Below are 20449 nucleotides of genomic sequence, written 5' to 3' on the forward strand. Positions count from 1 at the left end.
TCAGGGAGCGCCGGCCGGATCGGCGTCGGCGGTACGGGGTCCCACGGGTCGTCGGGTGGCTCGGTGATCGGTGGTAGGGGCGGCAGCCAGTCCGGCAGTTCAGCGGCGCTCATGCGGCACCTTCGCTTCCGAAGTCGAGGACGAGCTGTCCGTGCGGTTCGAGCGGTCGGCCCTCAGCTGCTGCGAGGACTCGACCGAAGACGCCTGTGCCAGGGAACAGGTCGTCTACCTGGTCACCGCGCTTCCAGCCGAGCAGGTCCATCACATGGCGGCAGACCTTCTCCGGTTTCGCTCCGGTGAGGCCCCTGCGCATGGTGATCGGCTCAGCGATGTGGTCACGGCCGACCGGCGCTCCGGCCTTGGAGGACAGGCGTCCGCCACGCCAGATGATCGGCTCCCAGGTGTAGGCGATTCGGACATTGCGCTTGAACGCGGCGAACGGCTTCGTCCAAGCGGCGACCCGATGGTCAGCCGGTATGAGCGGCAGTAGGTCTTGCAGGGATGTGCTGGTCAGAGAGAGCGCCCAACCGTCGGGATAGTCGCGACACAGGCGTTCGATCAGAAGGCGGTGGGTTTCGAGGTCGTCCCAGCAGCGGCCGTCCGGGTGGTAGTGGTCGTAGAGCTTGCAGCAGCCGAGGTACGGCGGATCGGCGTAAGCGAATCTCATGCGGCGATCCCTTCGGCACGGAAGCCACCGGTGATGGCGGCTCGGATTTCGCGGGCGGTCTGTTCTGCTTGCTGTCCCGCGTCGGTCAGGGCGGCTACGGCATCGGTGTGGGAGATCGCACCAGCCGCGACCATCCGCGCTACGCCTCTCGCAGCGCCGTAGAGCGTCGTTCGGCGCTTGCCCTCGGGTGCGTGCCGTACGGCGTCCAGATGTGCGCTCAGCAGCCTCTCCGGGTGGGAGATGCCCCCCGCTTCGGTGGTTCGAGTCGGCCCGGTCGGGTGGGTAGTGGAAATGGCCGGCGCACTGGGCAGGCACGCGGCGGTCAGCGCGGGGGGCATCTCCACCGGATCGACCAGACCCTGACCCCAGCGGTACGGCTGGTGGGTGCGGTGGTGGATCGATGGCGGAAGGACGACGTACCCGCCGTCAGCCTTCACATCGATCCCGGCCCGGTCCGGCATCGGCCGTGACGGGATGTCGCGGCCGGGGTGGCGGTAGTACAGGTGGGCGCCACCCGAGCCGGTGCGGACCCAGAGAGTGCGCGGCACGAGCTGGCGTGCCACCAGCTCGCCCAGGCTGACGCTGCCGCCATGCGCGGGGTCGACGTCGACCACCAGCAGCCCGGAAACGGCACCGGTCCGGACTGCGAGCTGTCCGCGCGGTACGGCGGCGACGATCTGCGCTACGCGGTCGGGGTCGGTGCTGGCGGCGTAGAACCCGTGGCAGGTCAGGTGCCCGCAGGTGGCCGGGTCGTGTGGGTTGTCGCGGCAGGTGTCGCAGTTGGCGACCGGCCGTTTGGAGCGACCGAGCATGAACACCGGCCAGCCACGCTCGGCGGCAGCGACGGCGGCGGTCAGCAGGTCGTTCATCGGAGATCTCCTCTCGAGTGCTTGGTCAGGCGGCGTAGGCGCCGGTGACGTGGTCGTACGCGTACATGCACAGGTCGCAGAGCGGGTCGTGAGTGGGCACGCAGTAGGTCACGACCCGGCCGCATTTGCGGCAGGTGCGGCGGGCCTGCATCGCCTTGTCCAGGGCGTTGAGCTGCGCGGGTGACGGGACGCGGGAGGGCTTGGCGAGGTCGAGCCGGTACAGCCACGCCCACCGCTTGCCGCCTCGCCAGACCAGCAGCGCGTACGGCTCCTGCCCGCCCGGAGACATCCGCATCGCGCGGAGCTGGCGGCGGGTGGCGAGCCCTGCGGGTGCCCACCGAAACCGGAACACCGGCGTGCCGTGGTAGTCCCAACCGAGAGCCTGTTGGCCGTTCCACAGCTCGATCCAGCGCGACGCTGCCGGGTGCAGCGTGGCGCGGTCGATCGGCGTGGCCATCAGCGACGCCACCAGCGACGCTTGCGGTCGGCGCGGTCGAACCGATCCTGCGCGGCGAGGGCGTCGGCGGTCTCGTTGTTGGTCGAGTACCGGTTCAGCTCGTCCAGCGCGGCGCGGTACTCCTCGCGCGGCGTCAGCGGCCGGTCAGTCTCGTCGCGGTCGTTGTGGCCGGTGTCGTCGGGCTTGGTGCGGCGGAGGTTGGTGAGCTGGCCGCGGAACTCGTCGCGAGACTCGCTGGTGGTCTTGCGGCGTGGCTTGCGTGCGGTGGCCATGGCAGTGTCCTTCGGTCAGCGGTTGCTGTGGTGGTCGAGCAGGCGGCGGCCGAGCCGGGTACGGCGGCCGGTGCCTTTGCAGCGTGGGCAGTTGCGGAACGCCTTGCGGTTCAGGGATCCCGACTTCCCGGACCCGTTGCAGCGGGGGCAGTTGGCGTAGGGCCAGATCGCGCAGGCCAGCAGGTAGAGCGCGAGGATCACGAGTCCGGCAGTGATCAGGACGGCCACCTGCACGACGTCCAGCGGCTGCTGGGCGAGGGTCGACGCAGAAATGATCAGTCCGAGGCTGGCGAGGAGCACCGAGTAGGCGGAGTCAGACACGTTCATTACTTTCTGTAGTCGAGTGAGGGTGTGACGGGCCAGGGCGGGCACCTGGTGGTGGCCGTCCGGGTGTGATGCTTCGGGGTCAGTTAGCTGCCGGTGATCGGGTTAGGTCTGTAACTCACCCGCCCACATGGGCCTAATGTGGCTCTGACCTGCGGAAAGTTAGCGAGTGAGGCGAGTTAACCCAGGGTCGGAAGCCGCTGGTCAGAGCCACATTTCGGCGGTCTCCAGCCCTGGGAGTAGAGCTAACTCGCGAGCTGTCCGGCGTCGTCTCCGTTGTCGTCGGCATCGCTCGTGTCCTGCTCTCGCCGCACGATCGCGTCACGGACGGTAGCGGGATCGAGAGGGTAGCGGTTCCCGGTCGACGGGACCCGGATGCCGTGCTCGGTGTCGAGCAGCTCCCGCAGCGCCTTGCCGGTGAGGTTCTGGTACGGCGTCCAGGTCGGCGCGAGCCGCTTGAGCAGCGCGGGCACGTCCGCACTCGGCACCGGCTCGTCTCCAAGGACCTCGTCCAGATCGGCCAGCAGGTCGCGGGTCTCGATTTGGACCGGCCGGGAGTCCGGCACGGCCTTGCCGAGCTTGGCGATCGCGTCCAGAGACCGCTTGATCAGCGGCGTCACCTGGTCATTGCCCTTGGCAACGTCGAGGTAGTACCACTGCACGATCTCGGACCGCTCCCCAGTAAAGCCCTTCACGATGGCCGTTCCGCGATCCGTGCCGGGAATCAGCTCGGTCGCCCGGTGGCCGGCAGCGTAGGCACCCTGACCGAGCAGCGCGTCGTTGGCGTGGTGGTCACCGACCGCGAACGCGATCCCGTTCGAGCAGTTCCGGGTCACGTCACGCGGCATCGAGTCCTTGGTCGGTGCCTGAGTCGAGATGATCATGTGGATGCCGCGCTTGCGCCCAAGCTTCACGATGTCGATCACCAGCTTGGAGATCTCCTTGCCGTGAGCGTCGTCCTGCATCGCGACGTGCGCCTCTTCCAGCAGGCACACCAGCGGGTGCAGCCCGACCCCAGCGGAGGCGAGTTCACGAGTCACTGACGGCTGTTCGTAGCGGACCAGCAGCTCGCCCCGGCGCTGAACTTCTTCATGAACGTTCACGAGCTGGTCGCGGATCGCTTTCATGGAATCGTCGTCCGCGCCCATCACGTACGACGAGCACCGCGGCTTGAACACCTCGAAGTCGAAGTTCGTGTCCGGCACCCAGATCCGCAGCTCGGCAGTCGGGTCGAGCGCGCACCCGGCCATGATCGCCCGCGCCGCGCTGGACTTTCCCTGACCCGGCATGCCACCGGTCATCGTGTTGCGTTCCATGATCGGCGCGAGCATCGCGTCACCGCGCAGCGTCTTCCCGGCTGGGACACCCTTGAACACGTCCACCAGACCGCTGCCCAGCAGCGGGTACTCACCCGCACCCTCAGCCAGCGCGCCCTTGTCCGCGATCCAAACGTCCAAGATGCCGGCCTCGCTGCCCGTGGTCGGCCACACCTCCTTCGCCGCCCGGTGCAGCCCGGTCGCGAGGTCACCACGGCGGCGCGCGATCTTCTCCGCCGTGACACCAGCAGGCAGCCGTACGACGGCGTGGGTGCCGCGCCCGTCGACGCGCGCCGGGGTGATGAACTGCAGCTTCAGACCGGCCTTCAGGTACTGCGTGATGGCCGGGATGCGCAGCGCCTCCAAAGCCTTCGCGATCGTGGTTTCATCGATCGCCGCATCCCACTCCGCCTCGGACGTGGTGACCAGCCACGCGGGCGGCTCGGCACGGCGCTTGCCCTCGCGCCACGCGGCCAGCACGACCAGAAGCGGCGCGGTCACAGACACCCCACTCCACACGAGCGCACCGGCCGCGATCAGGAACCCGATCAGCGCGAAGAACCCCAGCCACACACCCGTGAACGAACCGTTGCCGGTGGCCTTGGTCAGGATCGCGATCAGCAGCACCAGGAACGGCACCCCGACCGTCATCGCGACGGTGACCTTCAAGACACCCCACGCGAGCTTGGGCAGGTCCATCAGACGGCGGTGACGGCGTTCGGTGGCCATCTCCTTGCGGTCGGTCCACTCCTTCAGCTCCTCCCGGTCGCCGACCGCCTCAGCGGCCTTGATCTGGCGCCGGTAAGTGCCCATGGTCGACGCGTCCCACGCGCGCTTGGCCCAGGACTCGACACCCTGCACGACGGTGAAACTCTCGCGCAGCAGAACCTTTCCGGCCGTTTTCGTCTTGTCGTGCGTGGACACCTTCACCACTGCGCGCGTGGCGACCTGCGTCCCGGTCACCGCACGCCGGACCAGCGCCCCGCGGTTCGCGAGTCGCCGGTCCAGCTCGGCCGACTCCTCATCGGTCAGGATCTCGGCTTCGGTGCCGTCACCGGCCGACGTGATGTCGTGGACATCGTCAGAGTCGATCCGTTCGGCGGGCACGCGGATGATGCCCTGAGCAACGTCCTGCTCGGTCTCGTCTGGCGTGTTGTCGTCGTGAAGCTGGTGCACGTTGTCCATGCCTGCTCGCTCCTATCGGTCAGGCCGCGACGCGGGCGATCTCGCCCGGTGCGTCCGTTTCGTCGGTGCTCGTGTGAGGGGTGGTGCTCAGCTCGTCGCGGACAGCCGCCGCAACCTTCGAGGACAGGCCGGTTGAGCAACCGGTCTTGTGCCGCGCCCACGCTGGGGTGATGTCGTCGGCCGCCGTACCCGGCTCGACCGCCGCCAGGGCTTCGGCCACGTAGTCGGCCAGCAGCTTCCGGCCCGGCTTCGTCGGCTTCCTGCGCGTCCGTGACGACTTGGGCTTGGCCGGGGCGCCCGGTGCCGCCTCGATCGCCTCAGTAGCCGTCTGCGGCGTCTCGGTAGCGGTGGGCAGCTCGGCAGCGGCCGGGGCGGTGTCGAGCCGCTGAGATGGCCCCTCGGGGGCGGCCAGCGCGGCGGCCCGCTCTGCCCGTAGCACGGCCTCGGTCAGCCGGTCCCGCAGGACAGGAGCGGTCTCGGCAGCGCAGAACACCAGCAGCGGCGGCACCGAGTGCAGCACGATCCCGGCCACGTCGCCGTGCCGGAATGATGCCCATGTGTTCATCGCGTACGTCGCGGCGAATGCGAACCTCTTCGTCCGCCCGATCCACTTCGTGTGGTCGCTCACCTGGTACCGCGCGGTGATCTGCTCCGCGCGCAGTACCGCGATCAGGACCAGCGACACCATCGGGTCCAGCAGCCAGGCAGCGAACCACGGCAGCGACCACAACACGGCGCCCTGCGCGGCGAACGCCTGAACGTTGACCATCGTGAATGCCAGACCGAGCACGATCCCGGCCCACATGCACCGGTCAACCTGCGTACGCACCGACTCCACACGCAGCGCAACCACATCCGGGTGAGTGGACAGCGCCCGGACCTGCGACGCCTCCGCAGCCGTCGACCGCAGCCGGTCTACCGCGCTGGGCTTGGCCGATGCCGGCGCCTTTTCCGGGGTGCGTTCGAGGGTGCTCAACGGTCGCCCTCCTTCTCTAGCTGGAAGCCCTGCCAGGCGATCGCGGATTGTGCTGCACTCGCGCGCTCAGCGGCCCGCCGCGCATGCGTCGCGGCCTCTACCAGCGCGGCCTCAGCGATGCGGACGCTCTCGACCGGGTCGCGGGCGTCGTCGTACACGTCGAAGTCGAAAAGCGATCTGCCAAGCCCGGTCGCGATCTGCCGTGCGAGCTGGGAGACGGCGTCTTCGAGCTGGCTCAGCGAGCCCAGCAGCGCGTACGCGACCGGGGCAGGGACGGTCGCTGTGATGGTGGCGTGGTTCAGGGTCCGGATCGCCTCATAGGCGTCGTCAGCGGACTTGATCATGGCGTCCATGCGTTCGGGGTTCACCACTCCACCCCCTGACCGGCCATCGCCTTGCGGGCGTCGGCCAGAAACCCGGCCAGCACCCACAACTCGCCGTACGCCGTCGCGGCCTCAGCCGACACCGGCTTACCGGCCGGGGGCATCTCGCCGGTCAGCACGAACCGCGACAGGTGCTCGAAACGCGCCTGCAGCTCGTCGCGCAGCTGGTCGGTGCTGTCGATGCCGAGCCGATCGGCCCAGCTCTGCTCCAGGGTCACGGCCCGTCGGCGGCTCACGCGGCACCGTCCTCGACGGTCTCCCGGTCGGCCAGCTCGCGACCAATCTCCAGGACCCGATGCTCAGCGCGGCGGATCCGGCGACGCTCCAGAACCGAAGCGTACGGACCCGCGTTGATGAATGCGATCTGCGCGTCCAAGAGGTCCAGCTCTGCCGCAATCAGCGGCCATTCCTGCTCGATACCAGCCAGATCCGCAGCGGTGGGCTCCTCGCCACCGGCAGCCGCAAGGTAGATGATGCTCATTGGGTTGTGCTCCTGTTCGTGAAGGGACTGGACCGGCCCGGACGCCTCGGCGGTTGCACCCGCCGGGGCGTCGCTCTTTGGTGCCTGACCAGAACATGAAGCGAAACTAAGGTGCGCACCACGGTAGCGCTTCGCCGGAAGTTGCGCAAGCGAGGTGCGATACTCTGGATGGGTGACCGATCTACGCGAAGAGTTGAAGTCAGCGACACTGCGGTATCGCGAGACCGAAACGGCCCACGAGCAATCCCGGACGGAGATGCTGGCGGCCGTCCTGGCTGCGCTCCGTGGCGGTGTGCCTCCTACTGAGGTTGAGCGGCTGTCACCGTTCACAGCGGCGTACATCCGCAGGGTTGCCAGGGCGGAGGGCGTCCCGCCAGCGGCGCCAGGTCCTAAGCGGGTGAGCTCCTGAGTGGTCGGCTCGTTCATGCGTCCAGCGTCGAGGCGAAACGATCGATTGATGTGCACTCGACGGGCTGCGCACTTTTTTGCGCATTACTCGGGCATACAGACGCTTGACTAGAGAGATCACATCAACGAGGGGAAGTGCAGATGCACGTAGGTGAGCGCATCGGGGCGTACCGCAAGCGGCGCGGTATGTCGCAAGACGCCCTGGCTGGACTCATCGGAATGTCGCGCTCCTGGCTCTCGCAGGTCGAGCGCGGCATTCGTGGTGTCGATCGACTGTCCACCCTGAACGACCTAGCAACCGTCCTGCGCGTCGACGTGGCCGACCTGATCGGCCGGGATTGGATCCTTGCGCCAGATGCGCCCGAGCAGGTCACGGCCGTCGACGCCGTACGCAGCCAGCTCGCGAGCTACCACCATCTGCTTGGTGAAGAGACGATGCCGTGGCCCCTTCCACAGCTCCGGAACGGCGCTGTGCAGGTGAACCAGGCCTACCAGGCGGCGCAGTACCACCGGGCGACCGCGATGTTGCCCGACCTGATCCAGGCCGCCGATGCGTACGACGGCTACCAAGGGCGCGACGGCCGGGAGACCCACCTTGCCCGCTGCTTGGTCTACGCGGCCGCCGCAAAGCTGTTGACGAAGGTCGGAGAACATCAACTCGGCTGGCTCGCAGCCGACAGAGCGACACACGCAGCTCTGGCGGCGGATTCAAAGGCCGCACAGGGCATGGCCGCCTACCAGGTCGTCTGCGCCCTGCTGCGAACTGAGCGCCTAGACGACGCTGAGCGAGTTGCCGTTCGATCGGCCGAAGGGCTGATGTCCCTCACCGGCTCCGATGCTCCGGACGCTGTCTCGCTCGCCGGTTCCCTCTGGCTCATCTCGTCCGTCATTGCCGCACGCCGCACCGATCGTGCAACGGCCAATGAGCGGCTAGCCACCGCAGGACAACTCGGAGACCTCCTGGCACACGAAGGCAATCACTGGTGGACCGCCTTCGGACCCACCAACGTCCAGATCCACCGCGCCTCAGTCGCAGCCGAGTTCGGAGACCCGTACGACGTCCTGCGGGCCGCAACCGAGATCGACTCTGAGGCTATGCCGGCCGGTCTCCAAGGCCGCCGCTCCCGCCTGCACATCGACCTCGCTTGGGCACAAACCCAAGCCAAGAACGACATGGAAGCGATCCTGCATCTCCAGCAAGCCGAACGAGTCGCCCCCGAGCTGATCCGCTACCACACCATCGCCCGCGAGCTGGTCCGCGAACTCCTCAGACGCTCCCGCAAACCCACCCCAGCCCTAACCGCCATCGCCACCCGCGCAGGAGTCCTCGCGTGACCGACCGAACCCTCTACATCGTCACGTGCGGTGCCCCTCTCGCCTCTCGCATCGGTGACGGCGTACGTGCTTCCCGAGAGCAAGGCTGGACCCCCTACGTCATCCCCACAGACGCGGCCATGCCGTGGCTCGAAGACCAAGACCTGTCGGATGCCCCCGTTCTAACCGGCAACCGCAAGCCAGGCGAACCGAAGCGCACCCCTAAGGCCGACGCCGTAGCCGTAGTGCCGGCTACGTTCAACACACTCAACGCCTGGGCCAACGGCAATGCTCACACTTACCCACTGACGACCCTCTGCGCTGCTCTGGGTTCGCGGACCCCGACAGTCGCAGTACCGTTTGCAAAGTCTGATCTGACCGGCCATCCCGCTTGGCTCGCATCCCTTGCAGTTCTCCGCTACGCGGGAGTGGGTATCACCGATCCACACAGTGGCTCGACCACCTCGGTTCAGCCACTCGAATCCGGCACCGGAGAGCAGGTCGCAAGAGACTTTCGCTGGGAGTGGGTTCTCGCTCAGCTTGAAGCCCTACCCACTCGTCACTGATCCAACCTATGACGGGTCCTGCGGCGAGGATCGGACCGGCCGTCCCTTAGCCTGAGCGGATGACAGACCCGGTTCCCGAGCGGAAATCACTGATCGATCGTGTGCGGAGCGGTCTGGAAGCCGGTGGCTATCCACTTGAGATGCGCGTGGCGCGAATGATGCGGCAGCACCACGCACAAAGCGTTGAGCAATCCCGTTACTACGTCGACCGCAAGACTGGTGCTATCCGTGAAACCGATGTGATCGCGATGTGGAGCACCAGCACCGGACCTGACGACCCAGAGATCATCGAACCTGACGCAGTGGCCGGTCATGTCGGCTGCACCTATCTCTATCTCGTAATGGAATGCAAGTCAGCGCCGTCACCGTGGGTCATCTTTGACGACGGCGGTCAGCCTAGACGTGACCCAGGCGAATCACTCCAAATGACTATCTCCCAGGAGAGACCTGTCGATGGCATTCATCTTGGACGCTTCCTAGGAGGTGAGAAGCACGACGCTGAGGGAACTCTCTTCGGCCCAAGTCGCGTTGGGTCGGGCATTGTGGAGGTTCGCCTCAAGGGCCAAGAAGCAGGGAATAGGCCGAATAAAGCATGGGAGGCGGTTCAGGCCGCAATCTCGGCAGCTTACGGAGTTCTAGCCGACATGGACCTCGACACTCCGCTCGATGTCCTTGATTGGGACTACCTCGGAATGATCGTGCAGCCAGTGGTGATCACGTCCGGGGCGCTGTTTCGCTGCTGGCTCGGCGATGAAGACGTCCTGCAGTTGAGCGAGATTCAACGGGGCGAGGTAGCCATCCGACCTGGGACTGAACCCGACCTCGTGAGATGCCTCGTCGTGACTGAGTCGGGATTGTCGGAGCTGATCAACGATGCGCGGCGGACGATGGACCTCTATATCGACTAGGGGCGAGCGTCCAGCGGCGCAAGGCGTCAACTTTGATCGCTAAGTGAAACCAGCCTGCGCTCAGTGACAACGACGGCGTCACTCGAAGCCGAGGATAGCTGATCCAGAATGTATCGCGGCCGATGCTCGCCCGTCGCCTCGTCGAGAGTTCGGAATTCTGAAATCACGACATCATAGATCTCATTCATTTCTGCATGGTCGAACTGACGCGAGGCGCGATCAGTCACGAATCCCGTGTAGGTATTTCCGGTCTCCTCATCTCTCAAGCCGAATTGCTTGGCATCTACATCGGCACGATAGAGTCTCATTCTTCCGCGAATTTCGAACTGATCGTCGGCTATAAGATTATTGAGGATCGTATTGAGAGTCCCCAGCCGGTCGGCGCTCAGTTGACGCTCAGTGTAGGGCAGAACGGCACTCGCGCTACTCACAGCTATATCGCCACCAGTGCTCGCCAGAGTTCTAACAAAGTTCCGGAAGCTTCTAGCGCCACGCGGTCGCAAACGGACGAGATCCTCGAACAGCGGCTCACGCTCCAACCCGGTGTCTAGTAGCTTGAGAAGCTGTTCAGCGATTCGCGAGAATGCTGATCCGCCAAAAAGGTCATCACCGACAGTCGGCGCTAGTTCGACGACGAAGCTGGCTGCAGACAGGGCGACAACATTAGTGTCAGTCTCAGTCGCGACCTCAACAGGTATTCGACCAGCCTGCGGAGGGTTATCAGTCAGTAGCGACAGACCTATGTTCTCGATAACGGATTGTGTCGCGATTAGTAGTTCGCCGATCTTTTTCGTCGGAGCTTCGGTGCGCAGGTAGTCAGGGAGTCTGACGTGGACACGGAGCCTCCCCCTGCTTTCCTGAATCGCCAAACGTCGAAGGCTATCGCCGTCTAGCGCAGGTTTAACGGTAGGCGTGGAAATTCCTAGGCGGTAATCTTCGTCAGGCAACCATTCGTCGCGCAGTTCGGATGCGTTCCATGTTTCGATGCGGTCACCCGAATCTGCCTGATGGGGCAGAGTTGCGATGTAAACGACACCTTCAGAACGAGTGAAGGCTTCTCGCAGTGTGATGGCGCCGCTCTTTACCATTCTTAGGCGGGCCGCCGAGATTGGAGTGTAGATCCATAGATCCTCGGTCGGGCGCGCTTCAGCCCATGCGGCGATATACTGGTGATCAGCCAATGTTTTCGCCGAAAAGACTCGCGGGCCGTCGTAGTAGACGAAGGTCTCGTCGAGCTCAAGGTCACCAAGAATGGTGTTCACCGGAAGCCAAGTCATGTGACAGTCCGGAATCTAGTCCAGACAGCGTGGGGTATGCGCAGCCACCACGTGTGATGGGAGTCCCCAGCGTTTGGCGCCGGTGTCGCCATCATGACCCCAGTCCCGTCTGTGTTACCTAGCGCGATTTCCTTCGACCGTAGCGGACCGATCGAGCTCCTCAGCCGCTTGATGTCGTCTAGGTTGCTGCAGACACTAAGGCCCGACGCCCTGCAATCATCCTGCCAGTAGCGTCGCATCCGGCCCAGGTTGGCCAGCTCGACGTGACTCAAGAAGTCGTCAGGGCTCGGGGGATTCGAGCCGACCAGCCGATACATGTCGCCCTCCGCCGCCGCGGCTTCCGCCGGTGGGCATGCGTCTGGAAAATGTGGCGGCCACTCTGTCACGACTCTCGTCCCCCTCATGGATCGACTATCGCATCGGGCATCGACAATAATGCCGATACGGCGACCGTCTGTGACGAGCTAATCGTAAGCGGTGGCTGTTTCGTTACAACGCGCGAGCGCCGCTGAGCAGGACACACACAGCTGACGCCGGCCGCCCGGCTCGCTCAGTGGCTACGAAGCGCGAGCGCGATGAGGAATTGCATCGAAATCCGGTCCCCTGGGGCTTCATTCCTCCGTGGTCGTCAGCAAGGAGATCCAAGAGTCGCCGGCCGGGTACGTGAGGCCTAGCCCGCAGCTGCGGATGAACGCGATCACGTTTTCACTGGGCCGCGTCGGCAGAAGGAGGCATCCCTTCGCACCCGGGATGAAGCGGAGGTAATCCAAGAGCTGGCCAACCCCCAGGCGGACGGTACTGCGATCGGCGCCGCTCTTGGCCTCATAGAGGACGTTGGTGTTTCTGCAATAGCTGTCAGTCACGAGTGTGCCGGACTCACCGGGGATCGGTATCCGTATTCGTTCCACCTCGTGGCCGGCCTCGCGGAGCGACTCTTCGAAGCGATTGACTAGTAGTGCTTCTTGCCGTCGAGCGACGGCACCCGTTCGAGGGGCAGTCTCGTATTCGACGACTGTGTTGTTCTCGGAGTCAACGAAGATGATGCCGCGTTCCGCGCTGCTGTCTCCCGGCTGCTGGGTGGGACGTGATGCCGCCGGCCGGACGGGTCCCGAAGTCGCCGAATCGTGCTCGTCAGGTGTGATGCTGAGGAGTCTGAAAACGATGACTTTCCGCGGGTCGCCGTTCCTATCTGGTGCGGTCTCGATCCGGAACGGATTCGCGGCGTCCAGGCGAAAGGCTCCGACGTACCGTTGAACCTTGCCGCCCGGCCTGTCTCGTCCGTCGACCGTCTCGAAGAAGCGAATGATCCGGCCCGTCTCGGGCTGCTGCTGGATCGCCTTGTTGCCGAAGGCGAACGTTTGGTCGCCCTGCTGACCTTGTCCCGTGTAGTAGTAGACCTCAGGTTCAGTCTCGTCCCAGCCGTCGAAGTTGTAGCCGTTCAGGATGCTGACAGTTGGGTCGCTGTAGATCAGGATGTTGTCTGACTTGGTCGGGGTCAGGATGCCGCCCTGGGGGCCTCCCCCGTAGACGGCGTCCACCTCTGTCCGGGTTGTCTCCGCACCGATCGGCAGGGACCACTTGGGACCAGTGGGCACGGTGACGACGAACCCGAGCGCGGTCAGCCGTGCGACGACAGTCGCGGCTCCACCACTGAACTGCCTCGCCTTCAGCGGGACGCCGGTTTGGTAACCGTGTGCTGCTCCGACGATCGCTTTCGAGTCGTACAGGCGGCGATCGTGCAGCACGAAGTAGCCGCTCGCGTGGCGGAAGCCGTACTTGATCAGGAACGCCTCTCGGCCGATCGCGTCGAACTCAGACAGTGCGCTGAGGACGGCCTGTCGGTCTGTGAGGTCAGCAAGCGCCATAGCCGGACGGTAGCCCATCCCGCCGACAGCCTCGCAACGCCAGTTTCCGGCGCAGCAGATCCACATCAGTGGGGGGTGATCGGGCAGGCCTGAGTGAAGCCATCGACAGGGCCCGCAGCGACATGAAACGGCGGAGCGGCCCACGTCATGTAGGCGTGGGCCGCTCCGCGCTGTCTCAGGCGATCTTCCGCGGGCGCCCGGGACCGGTCTTAGTCCGGGCCAGGCCGATGGCGAGCGCCGCGGCCCGTTCACCGAGGGGCGCCAGCGCCGGGTCCTGCTTCGCCAGGTGACGGAGGACCTTCTCGATGGCCGGTTCGTAGTTGGACCGGGTCGCACCGCCGGTGCCGGCCTTCCACTCCCCGGACTTCACGTCGTAAGAGGTCGCTGCGAGGGTCCCCTCGAAGAACTCGTGGACGTAGATCTCCTCGCCGGCGTCGTTCGTCGCCTTCCGAAGCGACTTCCGGTCCCACGGGAGCTTGGCAAGGCCATCCACGACGGCCCGCGAGCTGAGCCCCTGAGCGCGTCCGGCGGCGATGACATTCGCGATGACGTGGAGTCCGGCGGCAGACGAGTGAACGTACTGCTTCTTGAAGTCGGCGGCGGTGAGCGTGCCAGTGCTCATCTGCTTCCAGCCCGGCATGCGCTTGTAGGCGTAGTCCAGGGTGGAGATGATTTCCTGTCCGACGCGGTCGATGGCGGCGTCCTCGGTCAGCCCTTCAGCGATAGCCCGGGCGTCGACGATCTCCTTCAGGTGGTTCTCCCGCTGTTCCGGCGAGCGGTCGCGAACCCCGACGCCGGCCATGGAGGCCGCGGCCGACCGCACCGCGGCCGCGGGGTAGAGGTCCTCGAAGGTGCGTCCCTTCTTCAACGCCATCTTCTTCGAGGCGGTGGTCGACAGGTAGGACACGCGGTCCGACAGCAGGCTGGAGTTGCGGGTGACGTACAGGCCGAGGCGGTTCTGTACCGTGCTGCGGTCCATGACGGCGATGAGGTTCGGGGAGATCGGCTTGGTCGACCCCATCCGCACGAAGATGGTGCCCAGTACGTCGGCGTCGTCCTCGAGCAGGACGGTCATCTCGATCGAGGTCTTCTCCAGGTAGCCGCGGATCTCAGCCTCCGGGCCTTCGGTGGCGTCCTTCACCTGGGGCCACAGACTGGTCGCCATCGCGATCCGGTGCTGGCCGTCCTCGATGATCGGGTTCGGCGAATTCTCGTCGACCGTGATCATGACGAGCGACACGTATTCGGAGATCTCGCGCACCACCTCGATCTTGCAACCCTCCTTGTCGAGGGCGACGGTCAGGGTGCCCAGGTAGGGCCGATCCGTACTCTTGATCCCCGCGAAGATCTTCCTCCAGTGCGACTCGATGATGTCCCGGTTGCCGGGGAGGTCCGTGTTGTCGAGGTCGTAGTCGTGGCGGTTCAGCAGCCGGTTGAACGTGAACCGCTCCGCGATCTCAGCGAACGGCACCGGGAAAGTGATCTTCTGCATCACACCGGCGTACGAGAGGAAGCCCAGCTTCCTGAACTTGATCCCGGCCGGGATGTCGAGCTCCCGCAGCTCGTCCACGTCCGACTTTGAGGCGCTGACGATGTCCGTCATGGCGTTACCCTTCAAGTAGTGCGAACAACATGTTCGCGCGATGCGGCCCGGCGAGTGCTTTTCCACGAGTCTCACGCCGGGCCGCGCTGTCTCTATGAAGGTAGCACGGCAAATATTCGGGAGAAAATAGGCCTGGCCTATTTTCTCCCACCGGCGTGTCGCCGGCGCAGCGCGGCCCACCGTGGTGCGGGGATGCGCGCGGCGCATCCCCCTGCCCTATACGGAGGTCCTGGACTGGCGGCCCGCGCGGAACTGGTGCGGAAGAATCGGCCATGCGAACCTTCCACGCAGATCAGAGCGTGAGGCTCTGCCCTCTGTAAATCTGTCGGCGTATGCCTACGCAGGTTCGAACCCTGCACCCGCCACGAAGTCGATAGGCGACCTGTGTCCGCGGAGAGCGCGGACCTGGTCGCCTTCGTCGTGTTGTGCGGCTGCGCTTCGCTTGCCGCCAGCGGGGGCTCCGCCACCCGCACCCCCAGGGCCTTCGCTCCGCTCGGCCCGCGGTGGCTGGGTTGGGTGGGCTACTGCCGGTGCGCCTTCGCTTCGCTCGGCTGCGGTGGCTGGGGTGGGGTGGACTGCTGCCGGTGCGCCTTCGCTTCGCTCGGCTGCGGTGGCTGGGGTTGGGTGGACTGCTGCCGGTGGGCCTTCGCTTCGCTCGGCTGCGGTGGCTGGGGTGGGATTGCAGGCGCGGGGGGCCTTCGCTTCGCTCGGCTGTCCGGCGCCTGTCGTTCCTATGCCTTGCCACGTAGTAGGACGGTGCCCGGCTCGGAGTCGAACCCACACTCGAAGAGGCTGCAGGCGGCCGCGGTTGTGAAGCTGGCCGCCTTACCCCCGGCGAACCTGTTGCCGTCCGACACGACGTCCACAGTCCACGGCTGCGCCGTGCCGTCGCACACGAGGTTGGAGACGCCGCTGCCACGAACGGTGAACCGCCCGGCCCGCTGCGTAAGGTCGACCTGCACGAACGCGAAGGTTGCACCGGCGCAGGACGCGGTACCGCTCACCACCGCCGATCCCGTCTGGCTGTTGAAGCTTCCGACCGGGTTCACGCTGATGATGTCGATCGCGGGTCGTGGCGGGAGCACGTCGATCGTGAGATTGAGCGTCCCACCGTTTCCTGTGCCGTCGAGCTGCGAGTCGAAGATCAGCAGTGTGTACGTCGTACCGGCCGTCGCCGTCCATGTCAGCACGCCGGGCGCACAGGCCAGCAGAGTCCAATTCCCCGGACTGCCGGTCGCCAGGATCGTGCCGACCGAGTACGTGGACGGGTTCACATCGACCGCAAGATCGCCGTCCGCGGTCGCGGTGAACTCGTACCAGACGCTGGCATCGGTCTCGGGCAGGAAGCAGCCTGCACGGATGTCGGTGTCGTCGCTGTCGGTGGTCGCCTCGGTGGTGTCGAGGCTGTCAGTGAACGGGATGGCTCCGACCACGGTGCGGCCGCCGTAGGTATCGTTGCCCGGCGGAGCCGCGAGCGCGCTGCCCGCGGATGTGATCAGAGTGCCAAGCACGAGCGCGGCGACAGCCGCGCTCCGAAAATGCTTCATGTCTCCCCCTGAAGGATGCTCGCGGACGCAAGCCGGCGCCCGCAGCTGGACGCTGTCCCAGGCGGCCGTCGCCCGGCAGACCCCGCTCCCTCCCCGGCCCGGAGCGGCGCCGGCATCGTCACCCAGCAGGCCTCCGTCCACCGGGGCACCCCTCTACCGGCAATGATGCACCGCGAAACCGAATCTGGTCCGCTCGGTACGACGGAGATCGCCTTCCCTGTGCCGGGCGCAGCTCTGCTCCGTGGGGCGGGGCGGTGTCGAGAGGCCGGACGACCGCTCACCGGGTGACAGCGGTCTCCTGCTCTACGCGGGAGAGTTTTTCCGGGTTGCGGATGATGTAGAGGCCGGTGATTAGGCCTTCGTCGATTCGGAGGGCTACTACGTCGTCGATTTCGCCGTTGATGCGGATGATGAGGCCGGGGTAGCCGTTGATCTGGACGGGTTCGACGGTCACGTCGGCGGGGAGGTTGGGGAGGCCGGCGGAGAGGAGGCGGGCTACCTTGTCGGCGCCGACGACCGGGTGCGGGACGGCCTGCTTCACGCCGCCGCCGTCGCCCAGGAGTACGACGTCCGGCGCCAGCAGGTCGAGGAGGCTCTGGAGGTCGCCGGTCTCGATCGCCCGCTGGAAGGCTTGGAGGGCGTCGCGGGACTGGGCCTGGGTGACGGAGCCGCGGGGACGGCGGGCGGCGACGTGGGAGCGGGCCCGGTGGGCGATCTGGCGTACGGCGTCCTGCGTCTTGTCGACCGCTTCGGCGATCTCGTCGTACTCGAGGGCGAACACCTCGCGCAGCAGGAAGACGGCGCGCTCGGTCGGGGTGAGGGTCTCCAGGACGAGGAGCATCGCCATCGAGACGCTGTCAGCAAGCTCGACGTCCTCGGCCACGTCGGGGGCGGTCAGGAGGGGTTCGGGCAGCCACGGGCCGACGTACGACTCCTTGCGACGGCCCAGCGTGCGCAGGCGGGTCAGCGCCTGTCGGGTGGTGATCCGGACCAGGTACGCGCGCTGGTTCCGCACGGTGTCCAGGTCGACGTCCACCCAGCGCAGCCAGGTCTCCTGCAGCACGTCCTCCGCGTCGGCGGCCGAGCCCAGGAGCTCGTAGGCGACGGTGAACAGCAGGTTGCGGTGGGTGACGAAGGCCTCCGTGGCGGGATCCATCCGCTCGCTCATAGGTCCATCCTCTCTGTCACCCACGGGACGCCGGACCGGCCTGTTCTGTGACATCCGGTCGCGGTGGCTCATGTCACAGTCACAGCATCCGGTCTGCCGGCATCTCGTGGTCGAAACATCCACGAGACGAGGACGACGACATGAGATTCAACCTGATGGACAACGCCTTCGCGATGAAGCTCGGCAAGCGGTTAGCCGGCGTCAGCCTCCTGCTCGAGCAGTCGACGCTGCCGAAGTCCACGCAGGAGCTGGTCAGCCTGCGGGCCAGCCAGATCAACGGCTGCGGCTTCTGCGCCGACATGCACACCAAGGAGGCGACGGCCGCCGGCGAGACCGCCGTACGGCTGAACCTGGTCGCCACCTGGCGCGAGTCGACGGTGTTCACCGACGCCGAGCGGGCAGCGCTGGCGCTGGCGGAGGAGGGCACCCGGATGGCGGACGCGGCCCCGGGCGTGTCCGACGAGACCTGGGACGAGGTCCGCAAGCACTACGACGACGACCAGCTCGCTGCGCTCGTCACGCTGGTCGGCCTGATCAACGCGGCCAACCGGATGCAGGTGATCGTGAAGAACCCGGGCGGCTCGTACCAGGCCGGCATGCTGGCCGCGCTGACCGGAAGCTGACCGGCAGCTGACCGCACCCGCCTGCCCGGCCTGCCGGAATACCGGTGGGCCGGGCTGTGGTTTGCTCTGATGACCGGAGAAGGCCGAGAGGAGCAGGTGCGTTGAAACCGACCGAGTTCGTGAAGGTGAACACTCAGTTCTGGGGGGATCACCTCAAGAGTGTGAGTGACCACCTGCCGACCAGCCACGGCGCCGAACTGCCGGGCCAGCTGCTCTACCCACGCATCATGCTGCTCACCGAGACCCCGGACTGGAACATCCTCGAGCTGGTCGGTGTCAGCCGCGAGTACCGCTCCTTGGAGGTGCGCCGGCAGAAGGCGAACAGCGTCGAGGAGTACTTCGGCCTCGCCGACGGCACCCCGGTCCTGACGCTCCCCGGCGAGAACATCGTCAAGGACGCGACCGTCGCCACCGAGACCGGCCGCCGCGAGCTGGTCGACTGGTTCCCGGGCGTGGAGAAGATCCTCGGCACCGAGTACGTCGGCCCCGGCGACCAGCTGCTGAAGTTCGCGCCCGGCAACTACTCCACCTTCGACCGGGTCCTGTTCGTGCACTCGGCCGGTACGGCGACCCGCGCGCACTGGACGTTCTTCGCGCTGGCGATCCACCGCTCCGAGCCGGCCGGCAAGTACCTGGACTTCCTGCGCAACTTCGCCGCCGCCGCGGCCCACCTGGACCCGGTCGGCACCGTGAGCGCGCCGAAGGGCGACGAGGGCCTGAAGAGCGAGGCGTTCACCAGCACCTACCTCGCCCACGGCCTGCCGAACGCGACCGCGGAGGAGTTCCTGGCCGAGCACGAGAACATCCTGCTCGCCGCCTTCGACGCGACCCGCCTGATCGCCCGGCCGTCCCTCGAGAGCCCGGACGGTGTCGTCACCCCCGACTTCATCCTGGAGCGGTCCGACGGGACCCACATCGTCGGCGACCTCGGCCTGCCGCTCCGCGAGCCCGGCAAGAAGCACCGCCGCGCGGCCACGATCAGCGAGAGCGCCGCCCAGCTCGCGAAGTACGCCGACTACTTCAAGACTCCCGAGAACCGGACCTTCGTCCAGACGAAGTACGGCGTCGAGGTCGACGAGCCCCGCAAGCTCCTGATCACCGGGTCCCACCAGCCGGTCACGGCCGCCGACCTCGCGGAAGCAGCCGCCGAAATCATCGACTACGACACCATCCTGCGTCTGTACCTGGCCGCGAAGTCCTGAACCCGTGTCCTAGACCGGCAGGATGCAGACCGGCTTCGGCCAGGTGACCGGGGCGCCGTCTTCGATCAGGGTGCCGTCGGTGGCGTCGATGACGAAGGTGGCGATCGTGTCTGAGCGTTCGTTGGCTGCGTGGAGGCGGGTCCCGTCGTTGCTGAAGGCAAGGTGACGGGGCCAGTCTCCGCCGGAGCCGATGGTTTGGACGAGCTCGACGGAGAGGCCGTCGGCGGTGATGGCGAAGACCGCGACGGTGTTGTCGCCGCGGTTGGAGCCGTAGAGGTTGCGGCCGTCGGCGGAGATCAGCAGCTCGGCCGGGAAGTTCTCGCCCGGTGAGTCGGCCGGCCGGGTGGACGCGGTCTGGACGTTCTGCAGCTTGCCGTCGGTGTAGCTGCAGACGGTCAGCGTCGAGTCGAGCTCGTTGATCACGTACGCCGCGCCCGCGGTCGGGTGGAACACCAGGTGCCGCGGTCCCGCGCCCGGGTGGATGTGCAGCCGGTCGACCTCCTCCAGTCGCCCGTCCTCGGTCAGCGTGGAGGTGTAGACGGTGTCCGACCCCAGGTCGACATCGAAGGTGTAGGTCCCGGACGGGTCGAACGCGATCTGGTGTGCGTGCGGCCCCTCCTGGCGGTCCTTGTTCGGCCCGGTGCCCTCGCGCTGCAGCACCTGCGTGGCCTCGCCGAGCGAGCCGTCCGCCGCGATCGGGTGGATCGCGACCGAGCCGGAGGTGTAGTTCGCCGACAGCAGGTACCGGCCGGACGGGTCGATGTCCAGGTGGCACGGGTGGTCGCCGCCGGTCGGCTGGTCGTTCAGCAGCTCCAGCGCGCCGTCCGGCTGGATCGCGAACGCGCTGACCCGGCCGTTCTCGGTCTCGTTCGTGACGTAGAGGAACCGTCCGTCCGCGGACCTGACCAGGAAGGACGGATCGGTGGTCGTCGCCACCAGCCCGATCCCGTCCAGCGGGCCGAGCCCGATACCTTCGCCGCCACCCGGCTGACTCGTGTAGCTCCCGACATAGATCCGCTCAGAAGTCATGGCCCTACC

The 20449-nt window shown here is 66.3% G+C and carries 21 protein-coding genes; 5 read left to right on the plus strand and 16 right to left on the minus strand.

Going from position 1 to position 20449, the window contains the following annotated elements; all coding sequences use genetic code 11:
- Positions 1-109 precede the first annotated feature (109 nt).
- The 10 genes from ACWCOV_RS24620 to ACWCOV_RS24665 all read right to left on the minus strand — a co-directional run bounded on the left by ACWCOV_RS24620 (position 110) and on the right by ACWCOV_RS24665 (position 6930).
- Positions 110-667, minus strand: a complete 558-nt coding sequence (locus tag ACWCOV_RS24620; RefSeq protein WP_449831642.1) for a hypothetical protein — start codon at positions 665-667, stop codon at positions 110-112.
- Positions 664-1536 carry a bifunctional DNA primase/polymerase gene (locus tag ACWCOV_RS24625; RefSeq protein ID WP_449831643.1) on the minus strand — a complete coding sequence of 291 codons (873 nt, stop codon included), beginning with the start codon at positions 1534-1536 and terminating at the stop codon, positions 664-666. Before ACWCOV_RS24625 ends, ACWCOV_RS24620 begins: the two co-directional genes overlap by 4 nt.
- Positions 1537-1561: 25 nt before the next feature.
- A complete protein-coding gene (locus ACWCOV_RS24630; protein WP_449831644.1) occupies positions 1562-1993 on the minus strand; it encodes an RRQRL motif-containing zinc-binding protein in 432 nt (143 codons plus the stop codon).
- Positions 1993-2265 (minus strand): hypothetical protein, encoded by a 273-nt coding sequence (locus ACWCOV_RS24635; protein ID WP_449831645.1) that lies wholly within the window; start codon positions 2263-2265, stop codon positions 1993-1995. Before ACWCOV_RS24635 ends, ACWCOV_RS24630 begins: the two co-directional genes overlap by 1 nt.
- A gap of 15 nt (positions 2266-2280) precedes the next feature.
- Positions 2281-2586: a hypothetical protein gene (locus ACWCOV_RS24640; RefSeq protein WP_449831646.1), complete on the minus strand. Its 306-nt coding sequence runs from the start codon at positions 2584-2586 to the stop codon at positions 2281-2283.
- A 248-nt stretch (positions 2587-2834) separates the two neighbouring features.
- On the minus strand, positions 2835-5090 hold the full coding sequence (locus ACWCOV_RS24645; protein WP_449831647.1) for a cell division protein FtsK: 2256 nt from the start codon (positions 5088-5090) through the stop codon (positions 2835-2837).
- A gap of 19 nt (positions 5091-5109) precedes the next feature.
- Positions 5110-6066, minus strand: coding sequence for a hypothetical protein (locus ACWCOV_RS24650; RefSeq protein WP_449831648.1), 957 nt, complete (start codon positions 6064-6066; stop codon positions 5110-5112).
- Positions 6063-6434: a hypothetical protein gene (locus tag ACWCOV_RS24655; RefSeq protein ID WP_449831649.1), complete on the minus strand. Its 372-nt coding sequence runs from the start codon at positions 6432-6434 to the stop codon at positions 6063-6065. The genes ACWCOV_RS24650 and ACWCOV_RS24655 overlap by 4 nt, the downstream gene beginning before the upstream one ends.
- Positions 6431-6685: a hypothetical protein gene (locus ACWCOV_RS24660; RefSeq protein WP_449831650.1), complete on the minus strand. Its 255-nt coding sequence runs from the start codon at positions 6683-6685 to the stop codon at positions 6431-6433. Before ACWCOV_RS24660 ends, ACWCOV_RS24655 begins: the two co-directional genes overlap by 4 nt.
- Positions 6682-6930, minus strand: coding sequence for a DUF6284 family protein (locus ACWCOV_RS24665; protein WP_449831651.1), 249 nt, complete (start codon positions 6928-6930; stop codon positions 6682-6684). The genes ACWCOV_RS24660 and ACWCOV_RS24665 overlap by 4 nt, the downstream gene beginning before the upstream one ends.
- A gap of 549 nt (positions 6931-7479) precedes the next feature.
- On the opposite strand from ACWCOV_RS24665, the gene ACWCOV_RS24670 reads away from it, so the two are divergent.
- From ACWCOV_RS24670 to ACWCOV_RS24680, 3 genes are read left to right on the plus strand one after another with little or no spacing between them, the layout of a single operon-like run.
- A complete protein-coding gene (locus ACWCOV_RS24670) occupies positions 7480-8673 on the plus strand; it encodes a helix-turn-helix domain-containing protein (protein WP_449831701.1) in 1194 nt (397 codons plus the stop codon).
- The gene (locus ACWCOV_RS24675; RefSeq protein WP_449831652.1) at positions 8670-9218 is read left to right on the plus strand and encodes a flavoprotein; all 549 of its coding nucleotides are present in this window, start codon (positions 8670-8672) and stop codon (positions 9216-9218) included. The genes ACWCOV_RS24670 and ACWCOV_RS24675 overlap by 4 nt, the downstream gene beginning before the upstream one ends.
- Positions 9219-9277: 59 nt before the next feature.
- On the plus strand, positions 9278-10126 hold the full coding sequence (locus ACWCOV_RS24680; protein WP_449831653.1) for a hypothetical protein: 849 nt from the start codon (positions 9278-9280) through the stop codon (positions 10124-10126).
- Positions 10127-10152: 26 nt separating this feature from the next.
- On the opposite strand, the gene ACWCOV_RS24685 is transcribed toward ACWCOV_RS24680, so the two are convergent.
- From ACWCOV_RS24685 to ACWCOV_RS24705, 5 genes are all read right to left on the minus strand, one after another.
- Entirely contained in the window at positions 10153-11388 is a 1236-nt protein-coding gene (locus tag ACWCOV_RS24685; RefSeq protein WP_449831654.1) for a DUF6575 domain-containing protein, read from the minus strand.
- Positions 11389-12014: 626 nt separating this feature from the next.
- Positions 12015-13268 (minus strand): hypothetical protein, encoded by a 1254-nt coding sequence (locus ACWCOV_RS24690; RefSeq protein ID WP_449831655.1) that lies wholly within the window; start codon positions 13266-13268, stop codon positions 12015-12017.
- Positions 13269-13443: 175 nt separating this feature from the next.
- Positions 13444-14871 carry a DNA sulfur modification protein DndB gene (locus tag ACWCOV_RS24695; RefSeq protein ID WP_449831656.1) on the minus strand — a complete coding sequence of 476 codons (1428 nt, stop codon included), beginning with the start codon at positions 14869-14871 and terminating at the stop codon, positions 13444-13446.
- 731 nt (positions 14872-15602) lie between these two features.
- Positions 15603-16418 (minus strand): hypothetical protein, encoded by an 816-nt coding sequence (locus ACWCOV_RS24700; protein ID WP_449831657.1) that lies wholly within the window; start codon positions 16416-16418, stop codon positions 15603-15605.
- Positions 16419-16695: 277 nt separating this feature from the next.
- Entirely contained in the window at positions 16696-17586 is an 891-nt protein-coding gene (locus tag ACWCOV_RS24705; RefSeq protein ID WP_449831658.1) for an RNA polymerase sigma-70 factor, read from the minus strand.
- Between the two features lie 140 nt (positions 17587-17726).
- Between ACWCOV_RS24705 and ACWCOV_RS24710 the strand changes: the two genes are divergently transcribed.
- Together ACWCOV_RS24710 and ACWCOV_RS24715 are read left to right on the plus strand one after the other, a co-directional pair.
- Positions 17727-18209, plus strand: coding sequence for a carboxymuconolactone decarboxylase family protein (locus ACWCOV_RS24710; protein ID WP_449831659.1), 483 nt, complete (start codon positions 17727-17729; stop codon positions 18207-18209).
- Between the two features lie 101 nt (positions 18210-18310).
- On the plus strand, positions 18311-19411 hold the full coding sequence (locus tag ACWCOV_RS24715) for a hypothetical protein (RefSeq protein WP_449831660.1): 1101 nt from the start codon (positions 18311-18313) through the stop codon (positions 19409-19411).
- Positions 19412-19420: 9 nt separating this feature from the next.
- On the opposite strand, the gene ACWCOV_RS24720 is transcribed toward ACWCOV_RS24715, so the two are convergent.
- Positions 19421-20440, minus strand: a complete 1020-nt coding sequence (locus ACWCOV_RS24720) for a lactonase family protein (protein WP_449831661.1) — start codon at positions 20438-20440, stop codon at positions 19421-19423.
- Between the last annotated feature and the right edge of the window lie 9 nt (positions 20441-20449).

The organism is Kribbella sp. NPDC002412, from assembly GCF_053592935.1.

Excerpts from the sequence above, each read along its gene's own strand:
- ACWCOV_RS24620 (WP_449831642.1), bottom strand. The coding sequence starts at position 667 with ATGAGATTCGCTTACGCCGATCCGCCGTACCTCGGCTGCTGCAAGCTC.
- ACWCOV_RS24625 (WP_449831643.1), bottom strand. The coding sequence starts at position 1,536 with ATGAACGACCTGCTGACCGCCGCCGTCGCTGCCGCCGAGCGTGGCTGG.
- ACWCOV_RS24630 (WP_449831644.1), bottom strand. The coding sequence starts at position 1,993 with ATGGCCACGCCGATCGACCGCGCCACGCTGCACCCGGCAGCGTCGCGC.
- ACWCOV_RS24635 (WP_449831645.1), bottom strand. The coding sequence starts at position 2,265 with ATGGCCACCGCACGCAAGCCACGCCGCAAGACCACCAGCGAGTCTCGC.
- ACWCOV_RS24645 (WP_449831647.1), bottom strand. The coding sequence starts at position 5,090 with ATGGACAACGTGCACCAGCTTCACGACGACAACACGCCAGACGAGACC.
- ACWCOV_RS24665 (WP_449831651.1), bottom strand. The coding sequence starts at position 6,930 with ATGAGCATCATCTACCTTGCGGCTGCCGGTGGCGAGGAGCCCACCGCT.
- ACWCOV_RS24670 (WP_449831701.1), top strand. The coding sequence starts at position 7,480 with ATGCACGTAGGTGAGCGCATCGGGGCGTACCGCAAGCGGCGCGGTATG.
- ACWCOV_RS24680 (WP_449831653.1), top strand. The coding sequence starts at position 9,278 with ATGACAGACCCGGTTCCCGAGCGGAAATCACTGATCGATCGTGTGCGG.
- ACWCOV_RS24690 (WP_449831655.1), bottom strand. The coding sequence starts at position 13,268 with ATGGCGCTTGCTGACCTCACAGACCGACAGGCCGTCCTCAGCGCACTG.
- ACWCOV_RS24695 (WP_449831656.1), bottom strand. The coding sequence starts at position 14,871 with ATGACGGACATCGTCAGCGCCTCAAAGTCGGACGTGGACGAGCTGCGG.
- ACWCOV_RS24700 (WP_449831657.1), bottom strand. The coding sequence starts at position 16,418 with ATGAAGCATTTTCGGAGCGCGGCTGTCGCCGCGCTCGTGCTTGGCACT.
- ACWCOV_RS24705 (WP_449831658.1), bottom strand. The coding sequence starts at position 17,586 with ATGAGCGAGCGGATGGATCCCGCCACGGAGGCCTTCGTCACCCACCGC.
- ACWCOV_RS24710 (WP_449831659.1), top strand. The coding sequence starts at position 17,727 with ATGAGATTCAACCTGATGGACAACGCCTTCGCGATGAAGCTCGGCAAG.
- ACWCOV_RS24720 (WP_449831661.1), bottom strand. The coding sequence starts at position 20,440 with ATGACTTCTGAGCGGATCTATGTCGGGAGCTACACGAGTCAGCCGGGT.